The 25,383-nt window shown below is 65.7% G+C and carries 19 protein-coding genes and 4 pseudogenes; 9 read left to right on the plus strand and 14 right to left on the minus strand.

Annotated elements, in window-relative coordinates:
• Window positions 1-833: MFS transporter (locus AC07UK_RS08330; protein ID WP_494693870.1), on the minus strand; the 833-nt coding region annotated here is incomplete at its 3' end.
• Window positions 834-1,089: 256 nt separating this feature from the next.
• Complete coding sequence (locus AC07UK_RS08335) at window positions 1,090-1,440, minus strand: DUF2958 domain-containing protein (RefSeq protein WP_114136186.1); 351 nt, start codon at window positions 1,438-1,440, stop codon at window positions 1,090-1,092.
• Between the two features lie 326 nt (window positions 1,441-1,766).
• Here AC07UK_RS08335 and AC07UK_RS08340 point away from each other — a divergent pair, with 326 nt between their 5' ends.
• Window positions 1,767-2,210 carry a helix-turn-helix domain-containing protein gene (locus AC07UK_RS08340; RefSeq protein WP_114136187.1) on the plus strand — a complete coding sequence of 148 codons (444 nt, stop codon included), beginning with the start codon at window positions 1,767-1,769 and terminating at the stop codon, window positions 2,208-2,210.
• A 535-nt stretch (window positions 2,211-2,745) separates the two neighbouring features.
• On the opposite strand, the pseudogene AC07UK_RS08345 reads toward AC07UK_RS08340, so the two are convergent.
• From AC07UK_RS08345 to gudD, 4 genes and pseudogenes are all read right to left on the minus strand, one after another.
• A pseudogene (locus AC07UK_RS08345) lies at window positions 2,746-2,970 on the minus strand (DUF2958 domain-containing protein); the annotation flags it as partial.
• Between the two features lie 38 nt (window positions 2,971-3,008).
• Window positions 3,009-4,007 carry a Bug family tripartite tricarboxylate transporter substrate binding protein gene (locus AC07UK_RS08350; protein WP_494685816.1) on the minus strand — a complete coding sequence of 333 codons (999 nt, stop codon included), beginning with the start codon at window positions 4,005-4,007 and terminating at the stop codon, window positions 3,009-3,011.
• Window positions 4,008-4,107: 100 nt separating this feature from the next.
• Entirely contained in the window at window positions 4,108-5,130 is a 1,023-nt protein-coding gene (locus AC07UK_RS08355) for a Bug family tripartite tricarboxylate transporter substrate binding protein (RefSeq protein WP_494685817.1), read from the minus strand.
• Window positions 5,131-5,217: 87 nt separating this feature from the next.
• Window positions 5,218-6,573, minus strand: coding sequence for a glucarate dehydratase (gudD, locus tag AC07UK_RS08360; protein WP_494685818.1), 1,356 nt, complete (start codon window positions 6,571-6,573; stop codon window positions 5,218-5,220).
• Window positions 6,574-6,728: 155 nt separating this feature from the next.
• Between gudD and AC07UK_RS08365 the strand changes: the two genes are divergently transcribed.
• Complete coding sequence (locus AC07UK_RS08365) at window positions 6,729-7,502, plus strand: FadR/GntR family transcriptional regulator (protein ID WP_494685819.1); 774 nt, start codon at window positions 6,729-6,731, stop codon at window positions 7,500-7,502.
• Between the two features lie 68 nt (window positions 7,503-7,570).
• Here the strand turns inward: AC07UK_RS08365 and AC07UK_RS08370 are convergent, their stop codons facing one another.
• Entirely contained in the window at window positions 7,571-8,200 is a 630-nt protein-coding gene (locus tag AC07UK_RS08370; RefSeq protein ID WP_211979527.1) for a response regulator transcription factor, read from the minus strand.
• Between the two features lie 293 nt (window positions 8,201-8,493).
• Between AC07UK_RS08370 and fusA the strand changes: the two genes are divergently transcribed.
• A complete protein-coding gene (gene fusA, locus AC07UK_RS08375) occupies window positions 8,494-10,602 on the plus strand; it encodes an elongation factor G (RefSeq protein ID WP_494685820.1) in 2,109 nt (702 codons plus the stop codon).
• A 91-nt stretch (window positions 10,603-10,693) separates the two neighbouring features.
• On the opposite strand, the gene AC07UK_RS08380 is transcribed toward fusA, so the two are convergent.
• Window positions 10,694-11,716, minus strand: a complete 1,023-nt coding sequence (locus AC07UK_RS08380; RefSeq protein ID WP_494685821.1) for a DUF1338 domain-containing protein — start codon at window positions 11,714-11,716, stop codon at window positions 10,694-10,696.
• Window positions 11,717-11,903: 187 nt separating this feature from the next.
• On the opposite strand from AC07UK_RS08380, the gene AC07UK_RS08385 reads away from it, so the two are divergent.
• From AC07UK_RS08385 to AC07UK_RS08395, 3 genes and pseudogenes are all read left to right on the plus strand, one after another.
• The gene (locus AC07UK_RS08385; RefSeq protein WP_494685822.1) at window positions 11,904-12,821 is read left to right on the plus strand and encodes a LysR substrate-binding domain-containing protein; all 918 of its coding nucleotides are present in this window, start codon (window positions 11,904-11,906) and stop codon (window positions 12,819-12,821) included.
• 70 nt (window positions 12,822-12,891) lie between these two features.
• Window positions 12,892-13,062: pseudogene (locus AC07UK_RS08390) on the plus strand (porin); the annotation flags it as partial.
• 239 nt (window positions 13,063-13,301) lie between these two features.
• The gene (locus AC07UK_RS08395; protein ID WP_114134495.1) at window positions 13,302-13,727 is read left to right on the plus strand and encodes a PRC-barrel domain-containing protein; all 426 of its coding nucleotides are present in this window, start codon (window positions 13,302-13,304) and stop codon (window positions 13,725-13,727) included.
• A 13-nt stretch (window positions 13,728-13,740) separates the two neighbouring features.
• Here the strand turns inward: AC07UK_RS08395 and AC07UK_RS08400 are convergent.
• Window positions 13,741-13,962, minus strand: a pseudogene (locus AC07UK_RS08400) (DUF3325 family protein); the annotation flags it as partial.
• Window positions 13,963-14,360: 398 nt separating this feature from the next.
• Here AC07UK_RS08400 and AC07UK_RS08405 point away from each other — a divergent pair.
• Window positions 14,361-14,483: pseudogene (locus tag AC07UK_RS08405) on the plus strand (maleylacetate reductase); the annotation flags it as partial.
• Between the two features lie 144 nt (window positions 14,484-14,627).
• Here the strand turns inward: AC07UK_RS08405 and AC07UK_RS08410 are convergent.
• The 4 genes from AC07UK_RS08410 to AC07UK_RS08425 form a co-directional block, all read right to left on the minus strand.
• On the minus strand, window positions 14,628-15,287 hold the full coding sequence (locus AC07UK_RS08410) for a response regulator transcription factor (protein ID WP_436224444.1): 660 nt from the start codon (window positions 15,285-15,287) through the stop codon (window positions 14,628-14,630).
• Between the two features lie 287 nt (window positions 15,288-15,574).
• Window positions 15,575-15,958, minus strand: a complete 384-nt coding sequence (locus tag AC07UK_RS08415) for a response regulator transcription factor (RefSeq protein ID WP_436224445.1) — start codon at window positions 15,956-15,958, stop codon at window positions 15,575-15,577.
• Window positions 15,959-15,978: 20 nt separating this feature from the next.
• The gene (locus tag AC07UK_RS08420; RefSeq protein WP_436224446.1) at window positions 15,979-16,257 is read right to left on the minus strand and encodes a XapX domain-containing protein; all 279 of its coding nucleotides are present in this window, start codon (window positions 16,255-16,257) and stop codon (window positions 15,979-15,981) included.
• Between the two features lie 96 nt (window positions 16,258-16,353).
• On the minus strand, window positions 16,354-17,040 hold the full coding sequence (locus AC07UK_RS08425) for a hydrolase (protein WP_436224447.1): 687 nt from the start codon (window positions 17,038-17,040) through the stop codon (window positions 16,354-16,356).
• Between the two features lie 819 nt (window positions 17,041-17,859).
• Here AC07UK_RS08425 and AC07UK_RS08430 point away from each other — a divergent pair.
• Both AC07UK_RS08430 and AC07UK_RS08435 read left to right on the plus strand, forming a co-directional pair.
• On the plus strand, window positions 17,860-23,418 hold the full coding sequence (locus AC07UK_RS08430) for a trifunctional serine/threonine-protein kinase/ATP-binding protein/sensor histidine kinase (RefSeq protein WP_494685823.1): 5,559 nt from the start codon (window positions 17,860-17,862) through the stop codon (window positions 23,416-23,418).
• A gap of 141 nt (window positions 23,419-23,559) precedes the next feature.
• Window positions 23,560-24,234: a TetR/AcrR family transcriptional regulator gene (locus AC07UK_RS08435; RefSeq protein ID WP_436225346.1), complete on the plus strand. Its 675-nt coding sequence runs from the start codon at window positions 23,560-23,562 to the stop codon at window positions 24,232-24,234.
• Window positions 24,235-24,854: 620 nt separating this feature from the next.
• Here the strand turns inward: AC07UK_RS08435 and AC07UK_RS08440 are convergent.
• Window positions 24,855-24,989: a hypothetical protein gene (locus AC07UK_RS08440; protein ID WP_494685824.1), complete on the minus strand. Its 135-nt coding sequence runs from the start codon at window positions 24,987-24,989 to the stop codon at window positions 24,855-24,857.
• Window positions 24,990-25,383 lie beyond the last annotated feature (394 nt).

Below are 25,383 nucleotides of genomic sequence, written 5' to 3' on the forward strand. Positions count from 1 at the left end.
ACGATGGAGGTCGAAAGTACCCAGGTCAGCAGTGCCACGAACAGACTGGCCGAGCGGTGATCGCGCAGCACGGTGCGAATCGGCAGTTCGCGCGCCAGGTTGCTCCGGTCAGCCAACTCGCGGAACACGGGGGTCTCATGCAGAAACCGGCGCAGGTAGACGGACACCAGTCCGAACACGCCGCCCAGAATGAAGGGGATGCGCCAAGCGAAATCGCTTACCTGTTCAGGCGTGTAGTGTCGATTGATGGCGACCGCAACGAGCGAACCCAGCAGGATGCCGCCAGTGATGCCTGAGGTCAGGGTCCCGATACCGAAACCGTAGTGCCGGCTCGGCACGTGTTCGCCGACAAACACCCAGGCACCGGGCATCTCGCCCCCAATGGCCGCGCCCTGCAGCACTCGCATCGCCAACAGCAACAGTGGCGCCGCGACGCCGATGCTGGCGTAGGTGGGCAGCAGGCCGATCATCAGCGTGGGCGCCGCCATCAGCAAGATCGACAGCGTGAACATGCGCTTTCGGCCAAGCCGGTCACCAAAGTGGGCGATCACGATGCCGCCCAGCGGGCGTGCCAGGTAGCCGGCGGCGAAAATGCCGAACGTCTGCAGTTGTCGCAGCCAATCTGGCATGTTGGGCGGGAAGAATAGCGCGCCCAGCACCGTGACGAAGAAGACGTAGATGACGAAGTCATAGAATTCGAGCGTGCCGCCAAGGGTCGCCAGGGCCAAGGTCTTGTAGTCGCGAGCACTCAGCGGGCGTGCCGGTGTGGACAAGACGCCCCCAGCTGCGCTCAGGGGATTCACATGGGGTTCCTGTTGTAGATTCACGTTCATTCCTTGTCGGGTAGTGATCAAATGGAATTCGGTTAGGGCCCGCCTTCTGAGGCCAAGACCCCTTCGATAGCCCGAGAGCAATGCCATCCAAGCATCGTCCGATGCGCCATGCCTGCATGGAAACGGCCAGCCGCTGAGACATCAAGCCGTATCTCTGGCGGCTCTTCTCACAGCAGCCCTACCAGCTCTTCAACGAGATATCGCCTATGCGGCGTCAGGCTGGATCTTCCGGGCTAGAGTGGGACAGCTGGTTCGGTCAGTCGGGGATCGATCCGTCAAGCCGGGCTAGCTGCGCATACTCCGATAGCGGTCGCGTTGGCTGGAAGTACAGGTCGCGAAGAATCGGCCTTTTGAGCGGCCCAACGATGGATGCGAGGTCGGACACCTTCACATGGCCCAGTTCGGGCATGCCGATACCCACGTCGCACAGACCGTAGGCGGTGTCACCATCGGCCGGGTCCAGCGCGGCCAAGAGCCATGTCGCATGCGCATCCGGAGCAAACAGCCGTACCACGGGCAGCGGGTCGCCAGCGTGGCCGGCTGCGTATGCCTGGCCGTTTGTGAGCAGCTGTGCGCGTTGTTCCGCGGTGATGAGGGTGTAATTCATGGTTGCAGACTCCCGAAAGTTTCAATTCACAGTGGAGGGCGAAGAAGCGCTGATGGGCTGCGCCGGGGCCTCACAGTGGCTCCGAGCTGCGTCCCCGTCGGCATGTATGCACTGCGGCGCCCTGCATCCGTAGATGACCGACTAGGCGAACATGATCCTTGGCAGGAAATGGCTTCGACCGCACGACATAGAGAGACGCACACATTGTAGTCATTTGCGTTGTATACGTATACGCCTACAATTCCAATAATGACAACGTAGATGCTATAGACGCTAACGTTGTAATCATGGATATATCGTCACTTTCATAAGGGCGAGTCCGTGGCATGACGTCACTACGGCAGACGTTTGCGCAAAATTTGAGGAAGTATCGGGAACTGAGGGGTTACACGCAGGATGCGCTAGCAGCGGTGATCGAGGTTGACCGCACAGCGGTCAGCCGCATTGAAAGACTCGCGCCAAATCTCACCCTCGAAAAAGTCATTAGCCTGGGACAGGCACTAGACGTACATCCGTCCCAACTGCTCACTAGTGCCAGCAGTGAGGAGCACCAGAGTATCCGGAGATACTCTGGCGTAAAGGATGTCAGCGCAACGGTACGTGCGTTGCGCACCGACATGAAGTTGTCCCAGCGCCAACTTGGTGACAAGGTTGGCCTCGATCGCAATCACGTCTCCAGAATAGAAACGGGTGAGGCCAATCTCGCCTTGGATACGCTCGAAAGAGTCATCAAGGCGCTAGGCGCGGATATCACTAAAGTGCTGGGATAGCCCAACCGTTGCCGAGCAATTTGGGAAGGCACGGCCAGCAGAACCGGAAGATCGCTCGAACGGCGACATCCGGTGGGCAATCTGCAAGTTCTGTCTGGACCGTACGTCGGCTTGGCGGCACCGAAGAAGTGCAGTTGTCAACCGATGTTTCTTACGACCGCTTGCGGCAATCGTGTAGGCGCCGCCGCGCGAACCCACATAGCAGGCATGTTGATCTGGGCCGCCGTCGCCTTGAATCAGACCGACATAGACATAGTCACAATGCGGCGCAGCGGCCTTCGACTAGCGGCTCCTCCCGTGCTTGGGGCCATTGTAGGGACCCTGAAATTCGACGCACGACACCGCGTCCGCCAAAAGCGCGAAAGCGTGATGCCAGATTTGCGTATTCGTACAGAAGCACGGATCCAAAAGCCCTCGGATTCGTGCAACCACATAAGCACGGAAGCGGGATTGCGGTAGCCAGGCAGGACAAGGATGCGGTCCCCTGATCTGTTGGAATCCGCAAATGCGGATTCCAACTGAAGCGATAAGCAGCTCAATCAACCGAAAGGGCCGATAGCGGTCGCGTAGGCTGGAAGTACAGGTCGCGAAGAATCGGCCTTTTGAGCGGCTCAACGATGGATGCCAGGTCGGACAGCCTTACATGGCCTAGTTCGGGCATGCCGATACCCACGTCGCACAGACCGTAGGCAGTGTCACCATCGGTCGGATCCAGCGCGGCCAGTAGCCAGGTCGCATGCGCATCCGGGGTAAACAGCCGGGGAGAAAACCAGCGGCATGCAAGGCCCTTCAGCCCGCTCAAGCGTCCAGCGTGATCCCCGCCTGCTTGACCACCCCCGCCCATCGCGCCTGCTCGGCAACAAAGAACTTCCCGGTCTCGCCCGGCGTCATCGTCACCACTTCCGCGCCCTGGGCCACAAGCTGCGCGCGCAGGTCCGGCGCGCGGATGATGCGGATCAGCTCGCCGCTGAGGCGCGCCACCATCGCATCGGGCATGCTGGCCGGGGCCATCACGCCCTGCCACGTTCCGGATTCGAAATTCGGGACGCCCTGCTCAGCGATGGTCGGCACGTTCTGCAGCAGCGGCATGCGCGTGCGCTTGGACTGGGCGATCAGCTTGAGCTTGCCCGACTGCACGTGCGGCAGCGTGGCCAGCATGCCGTTCATCAGCACCTGGGCGCTGCCGCCCACGGTATCGGCAATGGCCTGCGAGCCGCCCTTGTAGGGTACGTATTGCCACTTGGCGCCGGTGGCCTGCTCCACCGCCACGCCGGCCAGGTGCGGCGCGCTGCCGATGGCGGTCACGGCGAAGTTGAGCTGGCTGCGCTGCGACAGCGCCACCAGTTCCTTCACGCTGGCCGCCTGCACCGACGGATGCACCACCAGCAGGTGCGGCGAGTAGGCCAGCATCGACACCGGCTTGAGGTCCTTGGCGATATTGAAGGTCAGCTTGGTGTAGACCGACGGGCTGATCGCCAGCGCGCCGATATCGCACAGCATCAGCGTGTGGTTGTCGGTCGCCTGCGCGACCAGCGCCGCGCCGACATTGCCGTTGGCACCGGGGCGGTTGTCCACCACCACTGACTGGCCCAGCGCCTCGCCCAGCTGCTTGCTGATCAGGCGCGCGATGATGTCCGACGAGCCGCCGGCGGTGTATGGCACCACCAGGCGGATCGGGCGGGTGGGCCAGTCCTGCGCGGCGTGCGCCGCCGATGACAGGCCCGCGAGCGGGCCGGCTGCCAGGCCGGCGGCCAGTGCGGAGGATTGCTTGAGGAAGGTGCGGCGTCCCTGGGTCATGCTGTTGTCTCCTGTCGATGACGCGCGCGCCGGCGCGGCACGCTATGCGTGCATGGCCGGCGCGGTCGGTGCTGCAGTGTCCGGGTTCAGTGCGATGGCGTCAGTCCAGCGCGATCTTGCCCTTCTCGATCACGGTCTTCCAGCGCTGCAGCTCCTGCGCCTCGAACTGGCTGAACTGCTCAGGCGTGTTGGCCACCACCTCGAAGCCGTTCTCGGACAGCTTCTGGCGCATCTTCGGGTCGTTCAGCGACGACACCAGCGCGCCGTGCAGGCGGCTCTTCACCTCGGGCGGCAGGCCGCGCGGCGCGGCCACGCCCTGCCAGGAGTACACCTCCACATCCTTCACGCCGGCCTCGGCCATGGTCGGCACATTGGGCAGCACCGGCGAGCGCTTGTCGGAGGTCACCGCCATGGCCTTGAGCTTTCCGGCGCGGATGTGTTGCAGCACGGCGTTGACGTTCTGGAACGACACGTCGACCTGGCCGGCAAGCAGGTCGGAGATGGCCGGGCCGCCGCCCTTGTAGGGCACGTGCAGGCCGTCGGTGGCGCTCTTCTGCCAGAACAGCGCCGCGGTCAGGTGATCGGACGAGCCCGCGCCGGACGAGGCAAAGCTGACCTTGCCCGGGTTCTTCTTCATGTAGGCCACCAGCTCCTGCAGCGTGTTGGCCGGGAACTGCGGATTGGCCACCAGCACGTTGGGCGCGCGCACCGCCACCGTCAGCAGGTCGAAGTCCCTGGCCGGGTCATAGGCCAGGTTCTTCTGCAGGAACGGGTTCACCGCATACACGCCGATCGACGCCACCATCATGGTGTAGCCGTCCGCCGGCGCGCGCTTGACGAAGGTGGCGCCGATGGCGCCGGTCGCGCCGGGGCGGTTGTCGATGACGAAGGGCTGGCCCAGCTTTTCATTGAGCGGCACGGTCAGCATGCGCGCGATGGCGTCGCTGGAGCCGCCTGGCGGGAACGGCACCACGACCGATACCGGGCGTTGCGGCCAGTCCTGTGGCGCGGCGTAGGCGGCGGCGCTGACGGTCAGGGCCGCCACCGTGACGACAGAGCCGAGCGCGAAGGCGCGCAGCCAGTGGTGCAGGCGCAGGGCGCGCTGGCGTTGGAACGTGTACATCGTTGTCTCCTGCAGTGTGTCTTTATCAGATGAGCCCGGCCGTCCCGATAACGGCAACGGCCGGTTGGCGTCATTGCCGGTACCGCATCAGCGCACCATGCAGGGCGCCTTGTTGTTGAACTTCCAGCCCGGGATCAGGAACTGCATCGCCGCGGCATCGTCGCGTGCGCCCAGGCCCTTGCGCTGGTACAGCGCGTGCGCGCGCGCCAGGGCATCCATGTCGAGCTCCACGCCCAGGCCCGGCGTCTTGGGCACCTGCACCAGGCCGCCTTCGATCTGCAGCGGGTTGCGGGTCAGGTTCTCGCCGTCCTGCCAGATCCAGTGCGTGTCGATGGCGGTGACGCGCCCCGGTGCGGCGGCGGCCACGTGGGTGAACATCGCCAGCGAAATATCGAAGTGGTTATTCGAGTGCGAGCCCCAGGTCAGGCCCCATTCAGCGCACATCTGGGCCACGCGCACCGAGCCCTGCATGGTCCAGAAGTGCGGGTCGGCCAGCGGGATGTCGACCGACTGCAGCCGCACCGCATGCCCCATCTGGCGCCAGTCGGTGGCGATCATGTTGGTGGCGGTGGGCAGGCCGGTGGCGGTGCGGAACTCGGCCATGATCTCGCGCCCGGAATAGCCGTCTTCGGCACCGCACGGGTCTTCGGCATAGGCCAGCACGCCGCGCTTGTCGCGGCACAGGCGCACGGCTTCTGCCAGCGACCAGGCGCCGTTGGGGTCCAGCGTGATGCGCGCCCTGGGGAAGCGTTCGGCCAGCGCCAGGACCGCTTCCATCTCTTCGTCGCCGCTCAGCACGCCGCCCTTGAGCTTGAAGTCGTTGAAGCCGTAGCGCTCGTAAGCGGCTTCGGCCAGGCGCACCACGCCCTCCGGCGTCATCGCCACTTCATTGCGCAGTCGGAACCACGCGTTGCCGGCATCGGGCTCGGTGCGGTAGTCCAGCGTGGTGCGCTGGCGGTCGCCGATATAGAAGAGGTAACCCAGCATCTCCACGGCATCGCGCTGCTGGCCTTCGCCGAGCAGCGCGGCCACCGGCACCTCCAGGTGCTGGCCGAGCAGGTCGAGCAGGGCCGCCTCCAGCGCCGTCACCGCATGGATGGTGATGCGCAGGTCAAAGGTCTGCAGGCCGCGGCCGCCGGCATCGCGGCTGGCGAATGCCGCGCGCACGCGGTTCAGGATGGCCTGGTACTGGCCGATGGGCTGGCCCACCAGCAGCGGCCGCGCGTCTTCCAGGGTCTGGCGGATGCCCTCGCCGCCCGGGACCTCGCCCACGCCGGTATGGCCGGCGCTGTCGCGCACGATCACGATATTGCGCGTGAAGTACGGGCCATGGGCGCCGGACAGGTTCATCAGCATGCTGTCATGCCCGGCCACGGGCACCACGGTCAGTTCGGTTACGACCGGGGTGTGGGCGGACGCCATGGGGGCGGCGGTTGGGGTCATCTCAGGGTTGTCTCCGGCATTTCCGATGGCGGGCGCAGTATCGCTCACCCCGACCATCGTGTCGCGTATGTTATCTGTCATCGTATGACTGATAACCCAGTATAATGAGGCCATCTCGAACCGGTCAAGTCCGGGAAACCCCGCCCGTATCCACCATGCCGAACTCCACCCCCGCCCAGTCCGTTCCGCCCGTTCCTGCGCCGCAAGCGCCGCTGCGCCGCCGCGGCCGCACGCTTGCCGAGGAAGTGGTGCAGGCCCTTGGCGAACAGATCCGCCAGGGCCAGCTCAAGCCCGGCAACAAGCTCCCGACCGAGTCGGAGATCATGGCGTCGATGGGGGTCAGCCGCACCGTCGTGCGCGAGGCACTATCGCGGCTGCAGGCCAGCGGCCTGGTGGAGACCCGCCACGGCATCGGCACCTTCGTGCTGGCGCGCGCGGCCGAGGCGCCTTCGCCCTTCCGCATCGGGCCGGATGCGCTGGGCACGGCCATGGATGTGATGGCGATGCTGGAATTCCGCGTCAGCCTGGAGGCCGAGGCCGCGGGCCTGGCCGCATCGCGCCGCACCGACGCGCAGCTGGCCGCCATGCGCCAGGCGCTGGATGAGCTCAAGCGCAGCGCCGGCGCCGGCAACGACGCCGTGGAGAGCGACTTTGCCTTCCACCTGGCGATCGCGCGCGCCACCGGCAACCGCTACTTCACGGACATCATGGGCCACCTGGGCACCATGGTGATCCCGCGCAGCCGCCTGCAGGTCAGCACGCCCGAGCGCGAGCAGTACCTGGAGCGCGTCAGCATCGAGCACGAGAACATCTACGACGCGATCGAGCGCCGCGACCCCGACGGGGCCAAGGCCGCCATGCGCATGCACCTGACCAACAGCCGCGAACGGCTGCGAAAGGCCTCAGGGCCGGCCGGCGCCCAAGGCTGACCGGCGCGCGCACACTTGAGTGGGTGCGGCCCGCCAAGTCATACGATGTCTAATGAGAATGACCGGGATCAGGGCGTCAGCCGGCAGCGCCGCGCAAAGTCCACCAGCTCCACCAGGGACGAGACCTGCAGCTTGCCCATGATGCGTGCCTTGTAGCTGCTGACGGTCTTGTTGCTGATGAAAAGGCTGGCGCTGATGGCCTTGTAGGACATGCCGCGCGCCAGCATCTGCAGCACCACCAGTTCCTTGTCGGAGAGGCGCCGCAGGATCTCCTCGTCCGCCGACATGGCCTGGCGCGGCGCGCCGCCGCGGTTGAGCACCGGGAACACGGTATAGCCCGCCAGCACCGCCTCGACCGCACGCAGGATTTCCTTGATGTCCTGGGTCTTGCTGACGAAGCCCTGCGCACCGGCCTGCCATGACCGGCTGATGAACACCGCCGGGTCCAGCGCCGTCACCACCAGAATGCGCACCTGCGGATGGATCGCGCGCAGGCGTGGCGCCACATCCAGCCCGCTGGAGCGCGGGATGTCCAGGTCGAGCAGCACGAGGTCCGGCATGCGGGCGCGCACCAGCTCGATGGCGCATTGTCCGTTGTCTGCTTCGATCACCTCGTCTACGCCAAGCAGCTGCAACAGGTGGTGCCTGAGCACCAGCCGCATCGCCGGATGGTCGTCAACGATCAGGATGGTTGTCATGCGTGGCTTCGTAGTCCGGGAACGCATCGGCGACCAGGCGCATTCCACCCGGGCATCGAATGGCAGGGGCGATGAACACGCGGGGCGCGATGCTGCGCCAGTATAGGGAGCCGCGGACGCTGGCAGGATGGGAGAAATCGGTTTCGCATGAAGCCGAATCCTAGGCCCGCCTCAGACACACGCTCATGCCGGAGCACCGGGCCGCGGCGGTGTGCCCCTGCGCACGGCAGGGACAACGGCAAACGGCCAGTGGTGCTACTCTATTCCAGCGTGTTTCATCCATGGAGAACACTGTGCCTCGCAAGACCCCCATCGAGCGCTACCGCAATATCGGCATCAGCGCGCATATCGACGCCGGCAAGACCACGACGACCGAACGGATCCTGTTCTACACGGGCGTCAGCCACAAGCTGGGCGAAGTGCACGATGGCGCTGCCACCATGGACTGGATGGAGCAGGAGCAGGAGCGCGGCATCACCATCACGTCGGCCGCCACCACTGCCTTCTGGAAGGGCATGGCCGGCAACTATCCCGAACACCGCATCAACATCATCGATACGCCGGGACACGTCGACTTCACCATCGAAGTCGAGCGCTCCATGCGCGTGCTCGACGGCGCCTGCATGGTCTATGACGCTGTCGGCGGCGTGCAGCCGCAGTCCGAGACGGTCTGGCGCCAGGCCAACAAGTACGCGGTGCCGCGCATTGCCTTCGTCAACAAGATGGACCGCGTCGGCGCCGACTTCTTCCGCGTGCAGACGCAGATTGCCGACCGCCTCAAGGGCCGCGCCGTGCCGATCCAGATCCCGCTGGGCGCCGAGGACCATTTCCAGGGCGTGGTCGACCTGGTCACGATGAAGGCCATCGTCTGGGACGATGCCAGCCAGGGCGTGCGCTTCGAATACCGGGACATCCCTGCGGACCTGCTGGCCACCGCGCAGGAATGGCGCGACAAGATGGTCGAAGCCGCCGCCGAGGCCGACGAGACGCTGCTCCACCAGTACCTGTCGGGCGAGCCGCTGACCGAGGAACAGATCAAGCGCGGCCTGCGCAAGCGCACCATCGCCAACGAGATCGTGCCGATGCTGTGCGGCAGCGCCTTCAAGAACAAGGGCGTGCAGAGCATGCTGGACGCCGTGATCGACTACCTGCCCTCGCCCGCCGACGTGCCGGCCATCCTGGGCCACACCGAGGACGACCGCGAGGCCGAGCGCCATCCCAGCGACGACGAGCCGTTTGCAGCGCTGGCGTTCAAGATCATGACCGACCCCTTTGTCGGCCAGCTGATCTTCTTCCGCGTCTATTCCGGCGTGGTCAAATCCGGCGACACCGTCTACAACCCGGTCAAGGCCAAGCGCGAGCGCCTGGGCCGCATCCTGCAGATGCACGCCAACGTGCGCCAGGAGATCAAGGAAGTGCGCGCCGGCGACATCGCCGCTGCCGTCGGCCTGAAGGAAGCGACCACCGGCGACACCCTGTGCGACCCCGACAAGGTCATCATCCTGGAGCGCATGAGCTTCCCGGAACCGGTGATCTCGCAGGCCGTGGAGCCGAGGACCAAGGCCGACCAGGAAAAGATGGGCATTGCGCTGAACCGCCTTGCGCAGGAAGACCCGTCCTTCCGCGTGACCACGGACGAGGAATCCGGCCAGACCATCATCTCCGGCATGGGCGAGCTGCACCTGGAAATCCTGGTCGACCGCATGCGGCGCGAGTTCGGCGTGGAGGCCTCGGTCGGCAAGCCCCAGGTGGCCTACCGCGAGACCATCCGCCAGCCGGTCAAGGACGTGGAAGGCAAGTTCATCAAGCAATCGGGCGGACGCGGCCAGTACGGCCACGTGGTGCTCAACCTGGAGCCGATGCCGCACGGCGGCGGCTATGAATTCGTCGATGCCATCAAGGGCGGCGTGGTCCCGCGCGAGTTCATCCCCGCGGTGGACAAGGGCATCCGCGAGACCCTGCAGTCAGGCGTGCTGGCCGGCTACCCGGTGGTCGACATCAAGGCCACGCTGGTGTTCGGCTCCTACCACGACGTCGACTCGAACGAGAACGCGTTCCGCATGGCCGGCTCGATGGCGTTCAAGGAAGGCATGCGCCGGGCCCGGCCCATCCTGCTGGAGCCGATGATGGCCGTCGAGGTGGAAACGCCTGAGGAATTCACCGGCAACGTGATGGGCGATTTGTCGTCACGCCGCGGCATGGTGCACGGCATGGAAGACATCGCCGGTGGCGGCGGCAAGATCGTGCGCGCCGAGGTGCCTCTGGCAACCATGTTCGGTTACTCCACCACGCTGCGCTCGCTGACGCAGGGGCGCGCGACGTACACGATGGAGTTCAAGCACTATGCCGAGGCGCCGGCCAATGTGGCTGAGGCGGTGATGTCGACGAAGCGGGCGGGGTAACAAGGGTTTGCTCCCCTCTCCCGGTTGCGGGAGAGGGGCCGGGGGAGAGGGCCGGCGCATCCACGCGCCCGCGCCCTCCCCCCTCATTACCTCAGCAGGCCGCCGCCGTCATCTTGAAGATCCCCTGCGCATTGCCCGCATCAAACCCCAGGTCATAACGCTGCGGCGCGGCCGCTTCTTCGGCAAAGCGGTCTCGCGTGATGAACTCGTAGAACGACCCCGGCACGTCCCGCTCCACCGTCTCGCCCTGCGCGCCGACGAAGGTGCGGCGCACCGTATCCGCGCGGAACGCGGTCTGTTTGACGCGCCCGCTGCGCGAGACTTCCACCTTGTCCTTCATCGGCCGGCCCAGCTGCTTCTGCTGCTCGGCCAGCGCGAACACGTCGTCGACGCGGTCGGTGGCATGGTTGAAGGCGTTGCCTTCGGTGGCGACCCAGGCCATCTCCGCCGATTCACTCAGCAGGGTTTCATAGTCGGCCAGGCTCGGCGTGGCGTGCTGGCGCTCGAAGCATGGCACCAGCAGGCCGACCAGCTCGGCGCCGTCGGCCAGGTCCAGCGCGCCGTCGCGCTCCAGCTGCCACAGCAGGGTCTGCGCGCGCGGCGTGAGCGGGTCTGCGGAGGTGCCGGTGACGCGGCTGACGGCGGCGCGGAAGGCTTCGCTGAAGCGTTCCGGATGGAATTCGCTGAGGAAGAACTGGGCGATGTCCTCGGGCGCGTCGGCATGCGCGTATGAGCGGCCGGTCATGCCGATGCGGTCCAGCGGATAGGTGCCGTTGAGCACGTAGCCGAGCGGGCGCAGGATGCGGGTGAAGGCGGCCTCGCCTTCGGGCAGCGCGCCGTTGTCGCGCCACTTGACCGTGCGCAGCGCGCCGTGGTCGAAGGTGACCTTGCCGCCGGCAGCGGCGACATCGTCGGTGTAGGCGCGGCCGCTCGGCACGCGCTCGAGGATGCCGCCGAACAGCACCATGTTCAGGGCCTGGGCGATTTCCGCGCGGCTGGCACGGCCCTGCGGGGCCTGCGGCAGATCCGCGGGCAAGGTGACCAGCGCGAGCAGTTGCGCGGCGCGGGCGGCGCCGACGTTGGCGGTAAGGAGCGTGGAGAGTTTGATGGTCATGGGCGCAAACAGGTGAGCACTGGATGGCAGCCGGGCTGGCGACGATCCGCGAGGCAGGATAGGGGCGCCCCCATGGCGCGCACAAGCGCGCATTGCGCACAACGTTGTGCGTGCGGCGCACGACCGCGGTAGCGGTGCGGCCTGGCGCCGCTGTTTATACTGTCAGCCTTCCTTCCCTCGCAGTCCCATGAGAAACGACATCCCCAACCTGGGCGCGCTGCAGGCCTTCGAGGCTTCGGCACGGCTGGGCAGCTTTACCCGCGCCGCGGCAGAGCTGGCGCTGACGCACAGCGCGGTGGGGCGGCAGGTGGCGCAGCTGGAGCAGCGCCTGGGCGTGGCGCTGTTCACGCGCGTGCGCCGGCGCCTGGAGCTGACCGATACCGGGCGCGAATACGCCGCGCGCATCCGCCGGCACCTGGACCACCTGCAGCGCGACACGCTGGAAATCACCACCGGCCGGGCCATGGGCTACACGCTGGAGCTGGCGGTGGTGCCCACCTTTGCCACCCAATGGCTGATCCCGCGCCTGCCGGACTTTGCGCGGCGCCATCCCAATGTGACGGTCAACCTGTCGGCGCGCTCGCAGCCGTTCTCGTTCCAGGAATGCGCCTATGACGCGGCGATCTACTTCGGCGACCAGTTCTGGCCCGGCACGCGCGGCGGCGTGATCTTCCGCGAAGGGGGCATGGTGCCGGTGTGCAGTCCCGCCTTCCTGGCCGGGCACCCCGTGACCGACGACGCCAGCCTGGCGCGCTGCCGACACCTGCACCTGAGCACGCGCGCCAACGCCTGGCGCGACTGGTACGCGGCACAGGGCTGGGCCTATGACCTGGCCGCCTCGCGCGGGCCGCGCTATGAACTGTTCACGATGATGACGGCCGCCGCGGCGGCCGGGCTCGGCATCGGCCTGGCGCCGCGCCTGCTGATCGAGCGCGAGCTGCAGACCGGCCAGCTGGTGATCCCGCTGGCGGGCATGCTGGACGAGCAGCAGGGCTACTACTTTGCCTATCCGGAGGGCCGGCCCGAATCCGAAGCGCTGGCGGCCTTCCGCAACTGGATCCTGGGCCTGTCGCGCGATGCGCCGGCCACGGCTGCGGGCAACTGATCGCGCCACCTCGCTGCGGTCGATGGCGCACTTTCCGGGGGCGTTTGCGCAATGCAGGTAAACCAGCGCCTGGTCCGACCCGCTGTATATCGGCGGTGACTTCTTCTTCCAGGACTACCGCATCAACAACAGCGTGGTCTACATGAAGACCGCCGGCGAGCAGCCTGGCAGCCTGGCGCGCGGCACCACGCTGGGGGGCGGGCTGATGTTCCAGCAGGGCGCGCCGCCCGCCGCGGGCATGGACAGCACCACGCGCGTGGGCGTCATGCTTGGCATGCGGCATCGCTTCTAGGCTCCGCCGGGAGCCGCTGCAAGAAGGCGCGCAGCGCCACGCTGACGCGCCTTTTTTCCATGCCGCGCGAAAGAATTACCACGGCGGCAGCTGGCAACTTCAGCTCCATGCGCACGGCGCCACAAACGGCGCAGGCATGGTCATTGCGCATGCCATGCATTCCAACGTCTTGCGACAAGGAGCACAACATGCGGAACCAATCTCCCACCCGTGAAGGCGCGGCCATCATCGGTTCAGGCGTGGGCGAAGGCCCGGGCCCTGAAGTGATGGCGGCATCGAGCCTTGACGGCACCAAGGCCTATTCATCCGACGGCGAACACGTCGGCAAGATTTCCGAGATCATGCTGGATGTGCCGCACGGCCGCATCGCCTACGCGGTGCTGACCACCGGCGGCTTCCTCGGCATCGGCGACACACTGCACGCCATCCCATGGAATGCACTGGTCATGGACACCGACGAGAAATGCTTCCGGATTGCCGTGACGGCGGACCGGCTCAAATCCGCCCCCGGCTTCAACAAGGACAGCTGGCCGAGCATGGCCGATCCCCAGTGGGGCAGGTCGCTGCACGAGTACTACGGCCGCGACCCGTACTGGGTGTCCCCGCCGCTGTAAGGCTACGTAGCGGCTACACCCAGGTTGCGAGCAACCAGCGCGCGACCAGCGCGGTCAGGCCGATACCCGCCACGCCGGGCAGCAGGCGCTGCACCGCGCGTGGCGCATAGGAACGGCCCAGCGCCACGGCAAACGCGCTGGCGGTCAGCGTGCCAAGCCACGACACCGTTCCCAGCGGCCCGCCGTCGGCAGCAACATGGAGCGACCAGGCCAGCGCGAGCGCGAGCGCGCCCGCATGCTGCCGCGAGCGCCAGCGTCATCAGGTCGATGCCAGCTACCGCCGCCGGATCGCACCCCTGCTGTCCCATCTCGAAGTTAATGGGATGCCGATCACAGACGAATCAAGGGGTTACGCAGCACTGTCCCAAATAAACTGGGTTGAATTCTCACAGTAAGTGGGTAAAAGTTGCGGTCTGTCTCACAGTTACTGGGTACACGGAGGCGACGCACTGCCAACGCGAGTCGACGCGCTTCAGACCGATCCAGCAGATCGGAGGGGGAAAGGTCGGCAGGCTGCGCGCGAGGTGGAAGGCGCGGCTCAGCGCGCGGCGCATCTCGGCCTGCCGGGCGAAGACGAAGGCGGCCTTGCACGGGTAGGGTGCCGGGCCGGAAACCGCCTTGGCCTATAACGCCGTGGCAGCGCCGCAAGCCATCGCCACGGTCGCGGCCGCGCTCGGGCGTGAGGATGTCAATGGTGCGCAGGCGGTGTTTGAGCTCGCGGCAGCGCTGGGCGCGCCCGTTGCGCTGCGCGACATCGGCATGCGCGAGGAAGACCTCGATCAGGCCTGCGCGCTGGCGCTGCTTGAACAGTACCAACCCACGTCCGCTGGACGCGCCCGGCATCCGGCAACTGCTGGACGATGCGTTCCATGGACGGCGGCCGGGCTGAGTCGGCGCCAGTCAGTGGTCGGCCATGCAGATGCCGAGTTGCTGCGCCATCAGCACCAGATCGGCAAACGTGCGCGCCTTCATCTTGCGCATGGCCTGGGCGCGGTGGATCTTGACGGTGACCTCACTGATGCCCATCTCGCCGGCAATCTGCTTGTTCAGCAGGCCGGACACCGCCAGGCCCATGACTTCGGATTCACGCGGTGACAGCGTGGCGTAGTTGGCGCGAATCTCCTCGATTCTGCTCACCGCCTGACGGCGCAGGCGGTCCTTCTCCAGCGCGGCGGACACGGCGTCAAGCAGATCCTGGTCGCGAAACGGCTTGGCCATGAAATCCTCGGCGCCCGCCTTCATCGCCGCCACGCTCATGGCGATGTCGCCATATCCGGTCATGAAGATGATGGGAATGTGGATGCCCATCTGTGCCAGGCGCGTCTGCAGGTCAAGCCCGCTCGGGCCACGCAGCCGTACGTCCAGCACCAGGCAGCATGGCGCGTCGGGCAACTTGAACGCGAGCAGCTCGGCGGCCGAACCGAACAGTGCTACCTGCATGCCCACTGAACGGAACAGGTTGCCCAGCGCATTGCGCAGCATGGTATCGTCATCGACGATCAGCACCGTCTGCTCATCGTTCGCGCCGGTCCTGGCAGGCTCCCCACTGGCGGCGGTCACGGCTGGCTCTCCTCTTGCTCTCGCTGGCATGATTCGTTTGTCGGCTCACTGTGTTCCGGCGATGATATACAGCAACGTTGACTGCTCAAAAACGTGCCGGGGCGAACCGCAAGCGTTTCCTGCAAGAATTTCTAGCACAGGCCTCCGGGGCTTGCCAGTTTACCGTTGCGTAACCTGACTGCGCCGTCACGCCGTTCAGGATACCGGCATCGGGCTGGGGCCAGTGGCGGCGGGGCGGTTGTATCTGGCCCAATGACTGGACCTGGCCCGGTCGAACCGGTCCGGGTTCAGCCCTCGTCCCGGCGCGCCAGCAGGGCTTGCTCGATGCATCGGATGATCTCCGTATCCTGAATCGGCTTCTTGAGGAAACCGGCGGCGCCCGCTGCCAGGGCGCGCTGCTCGGAGCCCGCTTCGGCAAAGCCGGTCATGAAAATGACCGGCTTGTCGAAGCCGCGCGTACGCAATGCTTCATAGAGCGCAAAACCGTTCATGCCGGGCATGACCACATCCGTGATCACACATGCGATTCGGTCGAGCGCGACAAACTGCAAGAGCGCCAGTCCGCTACCGAATAGTTCCGCGCCGTAATCATATGAGCGCACCAGCCGTCCCATGGCATCTCTGACAGATGCATTGTCGTCAACGATAGCGATCACTGGAGCGGCAGACATAAAAAGTCCTCAGTCAGTCGTTAACGCGCCGCATCCTCGCCGTTTGCGTGGCGCTCGGCGGTCAGCGCCGGTCCCGGCGCACCGGTGATCTTTGGCATGCATTCCGTGTGGAACCATGCCACGGTGACCGGCTCGCCCGCGATCATGCGCCTGATCGGCGGCAGCACCTGTTCGCCGATCAACATGCCGAGCAGGCCGATCAGCGCCACCACCGGCGGTGCCGGAGAGCGGACCTGCATCAGCGCGTAGAGGAGGCCGACCAGGATGCCGGCGCCAAGGGAGACAAGGTAGAGCTTCATACGGGCCTCGCACTACGGAAATGGAAGCATGCGGGGATAGTGATGTCGTGCATCTGCTTTGGATCCTCCGAAATGGCGCGTCTGGCGCAGCAATGATCAGCGGGCCGGGACGGGGGCCAGCGACTCGTGCGGCGTGGCGGTGCGCTGCGCCGCCTTGTGGACCATCGTGTACGCGTAATCGACGCCCATGCCGTAGGCGCCCGAGTGCTCCTTGACGAGCTTCATCACGGCGTCATACGTATCGCGGTGCGCCCAGTCGCGCTGCCACTCAAGCAGCACCTGCTGCCAGGTCACGGGCACGGCACCGGCCTGCACCATGCGCTGCATCGCATAGTCGTGCGCTTCCTTGCTGGTGCCACCCGACGCATCGGCCACCATGTAGATCTCGTAGTTGCCTTCCAGCATCGCGCACAGGGCGAAGGTCGTATTGCAGACTTCGGTCCACAGGCCGGCCACGACGACCTTGTTGCGGCCGTTGGCCTTCAGCGCGTCACGTACCTTCTGGTCGTCCCACGAGTTCATCGAGGTCCGCTCGAGCGTCCTCGCATTCGGGAAGACATCGAGGACCTCCGGGTACGTGTAGCCCGAGAACGACTCGCTTTCGACCGTGGTGATGGTGGTCGGGATATTGAAGATCTTCGCCGCCTTGGCCAGGCCCACCACGTTGTTCTTCAACGCCTGGCGGTCCATCGACTGGACCCCGAAGGCCATCTGCGGCTGATGGTCGATGATGATGAGCTGGCTGTTCTGCGGGGTCAGGACTTCGAGCTTGGGGTTCGACATGGTCTGATTCCTCTATGGCGGTTGGGGGCGAAGACCAGGCGTCGCAGCATGCGCCGGGCCGTCCGTTCGGATGGCATCGGAGCGCCGTGCTCCCACCTGCAGGACGCGCGATGCCACCGGATGCAAGACTAGACAGCCTTCGCCGCGGTAGCCATCAACCTTTCGTATTAGTGGCCGGAACCTTCCGCTGCTTGATGCGGCTGGACAGCGGATGCTGGCGCGGCTTTCAGCTGCGTGCTGTGGTTTGTGTCTGCCGGCAAGGTGAGGGCCGGGAGATTGCGCGGACGCACATGAAGCTGGAACGGACCATTGGCAGTTGGGCTCGCCCGCAAGGGATGATCGCACCTTGCCTTAGGGCCTGTTCACATATAAAACGTACGCGCGTTGGCCCGAGCCGGGGTCAGCTACGCGAAGGGCGTCGCCGCAAAGGGTCATTCCCTTTGCAAGGCGCCCGACAAAGTAGATGGCCCCGGATCGGGCCAACCCGGAGGGCAAGGGGGATACGCGGCGCATGGCGTCGTTGCCAGCCGCTTGCTTGGAATGACCAAGCGGCGCGACTGGCGCCTAGCCCTGCGCCGCGTATCCCCCTTGCGCGCGCACGTTTTATATGTGAACAGGCCCTAATACGATGGTATGGGTGGCAAGCCTGCGAGAGCTGTGCTCCAATGCGCGCGACCGGGAATATCAGGTGGCGGCTGGCGACGGCAATACCGCAGTATCATATGAAGCCAACCCCGACGGGCCTATGCTGTCCAGGCGGGCAGTGGACGATTTCGCGCCCTTGAGCGCTACCTGCCCGATTGGCCTCAGCGCCGCACCATGATGACCGACAGTATCGGCCAGCCAGACGCCATAGCGTTATCCGACTATCACTTCGAAACGATCCATCAGGATGGCATCGTCGCATTCTCGCGCGGCATTCATGCAGCCACTGGCGCGACTGTGCTGATAGCACATGCGGCATCAAGCCAGGTGGAAGCCGATGCTGCGCACCGCGTCCGGAACGAATACGCATTGCGTGCGCTGCTGCGCGATGACTGGGCGCTGGTTCCGCGCGGCATCAGCCACTATCGCGGCGGCGTGGCCTCGCTTTACGACGATCGTTGCGGCGACCCTTTGGCCACACTGCTGCCAGCGCGCCAACCGGTGGAACGCGTACTGGAAATCGCGCTCGGCGCCACTGCCGCGCTGAAATCCACGCACGAGAGCGGTCTGGTCCACCGCGCGGTGACCCCATTCAGCCTGTTCGTCGATGCGGCGGGACACTGCCGCATCGGCGATTTCGGCTTTGCCGTGCGCCAGTCCGGCGCGAATGGTCACAACGACGCAAGCCGTGAGCGGCCCGCGGCGATGATGATGGGTGGCGAAGCCCCGGCCTACATGTCACCCGAGCATACCGGCCGCACCCGCCATGCCATCGATGCCCGCAGCGATCTGTACTCGCTTGGCGTGATCCTCTATCGGTTGCTGAGCGGGCAGTTGCCGCTCGCGGCCAGGAACCCGGGTGACCTGGCTGAATGGATCCACAGCCATGTGGCCAGTGCGCCAGTGCCGCTCCACAAGAGCGTGCCAGAGATTCCGGAACCCCTCTCCCGAATCATTCTCAAGCTGCTCGACAAGAACCCGAGCCGCCGCTACCAGTCGGCCGCCGGGCTGGAGTGCGACCTCAGGCGCTGCATGGCAGCGTGGCGGGAGACCGGCGACATCGCCCCTTTCGAGCCCGGCGAGCGTGATCAGCCTGCTGGCCTCGACCTTCCCGAAGGCCTGTTTGCGCGGGATGCCGCGTTGCACCAGCTATCCGCGGCGTTTAGCCGCGTGATCACCGCCAAATCCTCTACGGCCGTGGCGCTGACAGGCCCGTCAGGAATCGGCAAATCCGCGCTGATGCAGGCGTTCGTCAAGTCCCTCCAGCCACAGCGGGTATGGTGTGCCATGGGCAAGGCCGACCAGTTTCGCCAGGATGTGCCATACGCGCCGATCGCCGAGGCATTCCAGGGGCTGGTCCACCAGATCCTTGGCCTGCCCGAGGAAGACGTACGCGCCTGGCAAGTGCGCCTGATGCAGGCCCTGGGCGCCTACGGTGAGCTGGCGTGCAGCATCGCACCGGCGCTGCGGCTCCTGGTGGACGATTTCCCGCCCCTCCCCGCTTCGGAAGCCGCCGACGCCGATATCCATGTCGATATCGCGATGCGCCAGCTGGTGAGCGCATTCTCGCAGTCAGATATCCCGTTCGTGCTGCTGATCGACGATTGCCAATGGCTCGACGCACCATCCCGGCAACTACTCGCGCGGCTGGTGCGCCACCCTGCCCCGCCGCCGCCGCTGCTGCTGGTTTGCAGCACACGAACCCCGGGGACCGATGCGCTGAAATGCCTGCGGCAAAGCGTGCCGGTGCACGACGTGGTGCTGCATGGATTTTCCGAGGCAACCGTGGCCAACCTGCTGGCGGAGACGTTGCGTATGCCGGCGCGGGCCCTGCTGCCCCTGGCCCGTCTTGTGCATGACAAGACCCTCGGCAACCCTTTCTTCGTGATCCAGTTCCTGACGACGCTGGTCGATGACCGGCTGCTCGTCTATTCGTCCGATGCCGATGGCTGGCAGTACGATCTGGCGCGCGTCGCGCAGCATGCCCATACCGACAATGTGGCGGCGCTGGTGCTGCAGCGCCTGCGCCGCCTGCCCGGGCCAACCCGCCGTCTGCTGGGCGGCATGGCATGCCTGGGCCGCCGCGCCGAAATGTCGCTGCTATGCGGGACCTTCGGCATCAGCGAGCGTGCGCTGCACGCCCGGCTGTCACCGGCCCGTGCGGCCGGCGTGGTATCGCTGGCGCAAGACGGCGCCTATGCCTTTGTGCACGACCGCGTCCAGGAAGCCGCGCACGCCGGACTGGCTGCCGGAGACCAAGCCGACATCTGCCTGCGCGCCGGCCGGCTGCTGGCTGCCCGCGTGCGCGACGATGTCAGCGACGAGGTGCGCGACGACGTACTGTTCCGTGCCAGCGGCCTGCTGGCGCAGGCCGAAGCGCTGGTCACGACGCCGGAGGAAGCGCTCGACGTGGCCTGGCTGTTCCACACCGCCACAATGCGCGCCCGGCGCGCGGCGGCCTATGGTGCGGCACTGGGCTATGTGGAAAGCGGCATGGCCTTCGTGCGCAAGGCCACCACACATTCGGATGCAAGTCAGCCACTGTACTTTGCCTTGCTGGAGCAACAGGCGACCTGCTGGTTCCAGCTCGGACGCCTGGATGATGCGCTGACGCTGGCCACCGAACTGATCCGCCAGCCGGCGGGCCTGCTGCAGCAAGCCGGCGTCTACCGGCTCAAGATCGAGATGCATACACGCCGCTCGGAGAACACGCTCGCCGTGGAGACCGCAATCGCCAGCCTGCGTCCGATCGGCATCGAGCTGAGCCCGCACCCAGGCGCAGCGGCATGCGATGCGTTGTACGACACGATCCGGCCGCTACTGGCTCCCGACAAGCTGCCCGAGTTGATCACGCTGGCCGAGGTTCGCGATGCGGAGACCGAGGCCGCGATGAGTCTGCTGTCGGCGCTGCTCGTACCCGCCAGCTTCACCGACGAGAACCTCGCGTTCCTGGGGCATTGCGAAATGCTTCGGCTCACGCTCGCCCACGGCATGGCGGCCCCCTCCACCGCGTCACTGGCCTGGCTGGGAGTCATGGTCTGCCACCGCTACGGCGCCTATGCCGACGGCTTCCGCTACGGGGAGATGGCCCGTCGACTGGTGACGCACCACGGCTACGCCGCCTATGAAGCCCGCACGCTTCTGCCGCTGGATCAGCTCAGCGTATGGACGCAGCCGCTGTCGTATTCGATCGAGTGCGCCCGCGCCGGCCTTGCCGCGGGCATGGCTCACGGCGACCTGACCACCGCATGCTACGAGTGCTGCCATATCGTGGCCACCATGATGGTTCGCGGGGACCGGCTGGACGACATCCGCGCCGAGATCGGTCGCGGGCTGGAAGTGGTACGCCGGGTCGGCTTTCATGACGTCGAGTTGATCCTGCTGCTGCAGCTGCGCTATGTCGATGGCTTGCGCACCACGGGATTTCCATTCGGGGACGCCCTGGCGCTCGATTTCGATGCCGCGCCCGGTTCTGCCGGCGAACGCCTTTCGACGTTCGAGTTCTGGCACTGGCTCTATCGCGCCACGATCCTGTTTCTCGCGGATCAGCCTGAGTTGGCAGCACGGTGCCTGGACCAGGCAGCCCGCTTTGCATGGTCCGCACCGGGCCACATCCATCAGCTCGACTTTCACCTGTACCGCGCGCTGACCATCGCCTCCCTGCCCGGCTCACCGGACCCGGCGGCGTGGCAGACGCTGCGTGCCGATGCACGCCAGATCCGTGCCTTCGCCGATGCCAATCCGGCGATGTTCACCGACAAGTCGCTGCTGGTGGAGGCGGAGCTGGCCAGGCTGGAAGGCGACGCACTGGGCGCGATGTCGCGCTACGAAGCGGCGATCGCGCAAGCGACCACACAAGGATTCGTGCAGATCGCCGCGATGGCGCACGAACGGGCCGCAAGGCACTTCACCACACTGGGACTGGCGTCGGCGGCAAGGGCACATCGCCGTGCCGCCCGCGATCACTACCTGCGCTGGGGCGCCACGGGCAAGGTCGCGCAGATGGAGGCGCAGCATCCCGATCTTGTCGACGCGGTGCCGCCGCGCGCCTGGTACCTGGGCGACGGCCAGCAGTCGGTGGACGCGGAAAGCGTGATCAAGGCATCGCGGGCGTTGACCGAAGAAATCCGGCTGGAACGCCTGATCGACAAGCTGATGACGATTGCGCTGGAATATGCGACCGCCCAGCGTGGGTTGCTGATACGCATCCAGCCCGAAGGGCCACTGGTGGAGGCGCGCGCCGACACCTCGGCGAAGGGCATACGCGTGCATCTGGTGCAGGACAGGCTGGCGGCGGACGCGCTGCCGCTGTCGATGTTCCACACCGCCGTCCGCTCGGGCCAGGTGGCCATGGTGGGGGCGGCCCGGTCCGCCAGCCCGTCCGCCATGGATCCCTACCTTCTGGCACACCCCGAATGCTCGGCCATCTGCATCCCGATGCTGCGCCATAACGAAGTGATCGGCGCGCTCTACCTGGAAAACCGCCTGGTCCGCGACGCCTTTACGCTGGATCAGGCGCACCTGCTGGAACTGATCGCCGCACAAGCCGCGATTTCGCTGCACACTGCGCGTCTCTATGACGACCTGCTTGCCGAGAACGAACGGCGGAAAAATGTGGAGCGTGAACTGCGCACCAGCGAGGCCATGCTGGTCATGGGCGAGCGCGTGAGCCACACCGGAAGCTGGCGCTGGGACTTGCGCAAGGATCGTTTCTATTGCTCGGAAGAGCTACGGCGCATCTTTGAACTCGACCCTGCGCAGTGCGAGATCGCGTTCGAGGACTTCGTCGCGCGCATGCATCCCGAAGACAGGGCTGCGATACGCAAGGTGGTGGAAACCCATGTCGAACAGTGGCTGCCGATCCGCGTCGAGCATCGGATCGTCCGCACCGACGGCTCCATACGCCATCTGGCAGGCGTGGGCGAGCCCTTGCCCGCGGAAGACGGCACGCTCGAGTATGTCGGGACAGTCACCGATATCACTACGCGCCGGCAGGCGGAGGACGCAGTGCGCAGCGCACAGGCCGACCTGGCGCGCGTGGCGCGTACCAACACGGTCGGACAGCTTACCGCATCGATCGCGCACGAGATCAACCAGCCGCTGATGTCGATCGTCTCGAACGCCGGCGCCGGCCTGCGCTGGCTGACCCGCCCCAACCCGGATCTTGCCAACGCCCGCGAAAGCCTGGAGGCCATTGCCAGCGAAGGCCAGCGTGCCGGCGACATGATCCGCGGCCTGCAGTCGCTGACGCGCAATGCCGCGCCCGTGCTGGCGCCGGTGGATCTCCACGAGGCGGTGCGGCATATCCTGGTCATTTCGCGCAGCGAGATCGAACGCCGCCACATTACGATCGAGCTGGCGCTGCATGCCGAACAGCCCACGGTGTTCGGCGACTGTATCCAGCTCCAGCAGGTGATCCTGAACCTTGTGGTGAATGCCATGGAGGCGATGAGCGAGGGGAACGACCGCCCGCGCGTGATGCATATCGCCACGCGCATCGTCGATGGCACCGCGCTGGAGCTAAGCGTGTCCGACACCGGCGTGGGAATTGGCGGAAACCTGCTTGAACAGGTCTTCCAGCCGTTCTACACGACCAAGGCCAACGGCATGGGCATGGGGCTGTCGATCTGCCGGTCGATCATTGAAGGCCACAAAGGGCAATTGCGTGCCGTACCGCTGGTTCCGTACGGCAGCATGTTCGCGTTCACCATACCGATCCACGGCGGGGTCTAGGGCGTCTGGCCCTGCAGGGCCAGGGGCAGGATCTCCGCGGCGTGTCGCCGTTCCCGGGATGCACGGTGTGCCCCTGGCGGACACGAGCGCCGCCTCGCGCATCCCACTCATATCCGCATCGCAACCGCGAGAGAGAACGTCATGGAGTCAGGCACCGCACCGGCCAAAGAGGACGCCGCCGTCAAAGGCACCAGACGGCTGCTACCCGAAGAACGCGAGCAGCAGATCGTCGACAAGGCGATCGAACATTTCACCCGGAATGGCTTTGGCGGCAGTACCCGGGAGCTGGCCCGGCAGATCGGTGTCACGCAACCCCTGCTCTATCGCTATTTTGAGAGCAAGGAAGCACTCATCGAGCGCGTGTACAACGAGGTCTTCCAATGGCGCCCTGACTGGGACCGGCAGATCACCGACCGCTCGATGCCACTGACGGAGCGGCTCTATGCCTTCTACCTCGACTACTCATCGGTGATCCTCCGCGAAGAATGGATCCGGCTGTTCATCTTTGCCGGCCTGACCCACGAAGGCATCAACAACAAGTACCTCAGCAAGCTGCGCAGCAAGGTCTTCCTGCCGGTGTTGGCCGAGGTCCGGGACGCATTCGGCATTGAAGCACCGCGCAATGCGGCGGAGACCGAGGCCGAGATCGAGATGATCTGGAGCCTGCACGCGGCCATTTTCTATATTGGCATGCGCAAATGGGTCTACGGACTCAAGGTGCCGACCGACATGGAAGCCGCTATCCGCCAGAAGGTGGACATGTTCCTGCATGGCGCACCGGCGGCGATACGCGCATTGCGCGCAAGCGCCCGGTAAGCACCGGCCGCTCAATCCGCTCAGTCTGGCACGCGCGATTCGTTATCGCATCTACGGCTCATGCAATGAACCCATGTCCAGGCCGGCGTGAGGGCAACACAGCGTCACACCCGCGCGAGGTACCCGGCCGGCCAGCCGCAGGCTGCCGCACTCATACCATGGTCTGACGGGGCTACGACCACGCAACGATTGTTGCCACCCCACCCTGCCTCCTACGATTCCCAACAATGACAGTGCGAACCTGGGGAGGCTCCGACATGCACCTCCAATCTCAATGGGATCGCTGCAGCGCGGCCCGGAACCCTTACGGAGGACGTGATGGATGAGAACGAAAGCCTGCGGCTGATGTGCGGCTGGCTCGCGCTGGCCGCCATCAACCTGGTCCTGATCGCGGTAGCGTTCCTGCAGTTTGCGTACTGAAGGCGACGTGGCGCTGCACTGCGGATTCCGCTTGCAGACACATTTCACGGACAGTGTTCCTGGAAGCCGCCTGCGGCCTTACTGAACCGGCAGGCGACGAGAATCACGCCCTCATACGCTGAATGGCCAGCGTACGCTTTCCGGTAGCCGTAATCGCGTCGCGCACCACATCGTCTTCCCAAAGGTTCATGTTGCGGCGTTCAATCGGCGTGACGTTCGGCAGCACTTCCCGAAAAGCCGGCATCAATGGGCCGCTGTACACCTTCGAGGCCGAGACATCCAAGACAAAAATGGCGGCCCGTAAAAATTTCTCTTGTAATGAGATCGATTCTCATTTACCATTCGATCACTGCCTGACGCACGGCGCACCGCCCGATACAGGCAGACCGGCCAGGTCCGGCTCGCCGCGGCACGCGGCAGCAACCGAAGCTGGCGGGAACAGGATTTCCGGATGCCGCCGCTGCGGCATTCGACACCGACTTTTGTGGGGACCGCTCCGTCACGCGGAGCGTTTGGCAGTAGCCAGTCTTCGGAAGATCGGGAAAGCAACCAGACCCCGCTTTCCCGATCGCGTCTTCCGGTGACAAGCCAGGCCACCTTTTTATTCCGCGCGTCGTGCAGGCACGGCGCGCCGCCAGGGACGGCAGCGCCAGCGCTGGTCCGGCCCTGGCGCTTCAGCCTGAAATCCCGCCAAGCCATCGACGCCGCCCGTGCGCGGCGCTAGGCCGG

It is taken from the genome of Cupriavidus sp. GW821-FHT07C08 (assembly GCF_059419025.1).

Bases quoted from the DNA above. Each gene is read 5' to 3' on its own strand.
- AC07UK_RS08335 (WP_114136186.1), bottom strand. From the start codon at position 1,440: ATGAATTACACCCTCATCACCGCGGAACAACGCGCACAGCTGCTCACA.
- AC07UK_RS08340 (WP_114136187.1), top strand. From the start codon at position 1,767: ATGACGTCACTACGGCAGACGTTTGCGCAAAATTTGAGGAAGTATCGG.
- AC07UK_RS08350 (WP_494685816.1), bottom strand. From the start codon at position 4,007: ATGACCCAGGGACGCCGCACCTTCCTCAAGCAATCCTCCGCACTGGCC.
- AC07UK_RS08355 (WP_494685817.1), bottom strand. From the start codon at position 5,130: ATGTACACGTTCCAACGCCAGCGCGCCCTGCGCCTGCACCACTGGCTG.
- gudD (WP_494685818.1), bottom strand. From the start codon at position 6,573: ATGACCCCAACCGCCGCCCCCATGGCGTCCGCCCACACCCCGGTCGTA.
- AC07UK_RS08365 (WP_494685819.1), top strand. From the start codon at position 6,729: ATGCCGAACTCCACCCCCGCCCAGTCCGTTCCGCCCGTTCCTGCGCCG.
- AC07UK_RS08370 (WP_211979527.1), bottom strand. From the start codon at position 8,200: ATGACAACCATCCTGATCGTTGACGACCATCCGGCGATGCGGCTGGTG.
- AC07UK_RS08380 (WP_494685821.1), bottom strand. From the start codon at position 11,716: ATGACCATCAAACTCTCCACGCTCCTTACCGCCAACGTCGGCGCCGCC.
- AC07UK_RS08385 (WP_494685822.1), top strand. From the start codon at position 11,904: ATGAGAAACGACATCCCCAACCTGGGCGCGCTGCAGGCCTTCGAGGCT.
- AC07UK_RS08395 (WP_114134495.1), top strand. From the start codon at position 13,302: ATGCGGAACCAATCTCCCACCCGTGAAGGCGCGGCCATCATCGGTTCA.
- AC07UK_RS08415 (WP_436224445.1), bottom strand. From the start codon at position 15,958: ATGTCTGCCGCTCCAGTGATCGCTATCGTTGACGACAATGCATCTGTC.
- AC07UK_RS08420 (WP_436224446.1), bottom strand. From the start codon at position 16,257: ATGAAGCTCTACCTTGTCTCCCTTGGCGCCGGCATCCTGGTCGGCCTC.
- AC07UK_RS08425 (WP_436224447.1), bottom strand. From the start codon at position 17,040: ATGTCGAACCCCAAGCTCGAAGTCCTGACCCCGCAGAACAGCCAGCTC.
- AC07UK_RS08430 (WP_494685823.1), top strand. From the start codon at position 17,860: ATGATGACCGACAGTATCGGCCAGCCAGACGCCATAGCGTTATCCGAC.
- AC07UK_RS08435 (WP_436225346.1), top strand. From the start codon at position 23,560: ATGGAGTCAGGCACCGCACCGGCCAAAGAGGACGCCGCCGTCAAAGGC.
- AC07UK_RS08440 (WP_494685824.1), bottom strand. From the start codon at position 24,989: ATGAGAATCGATCTCATTACAAGAGAAATTTTTACGGGCCGCCATTTT.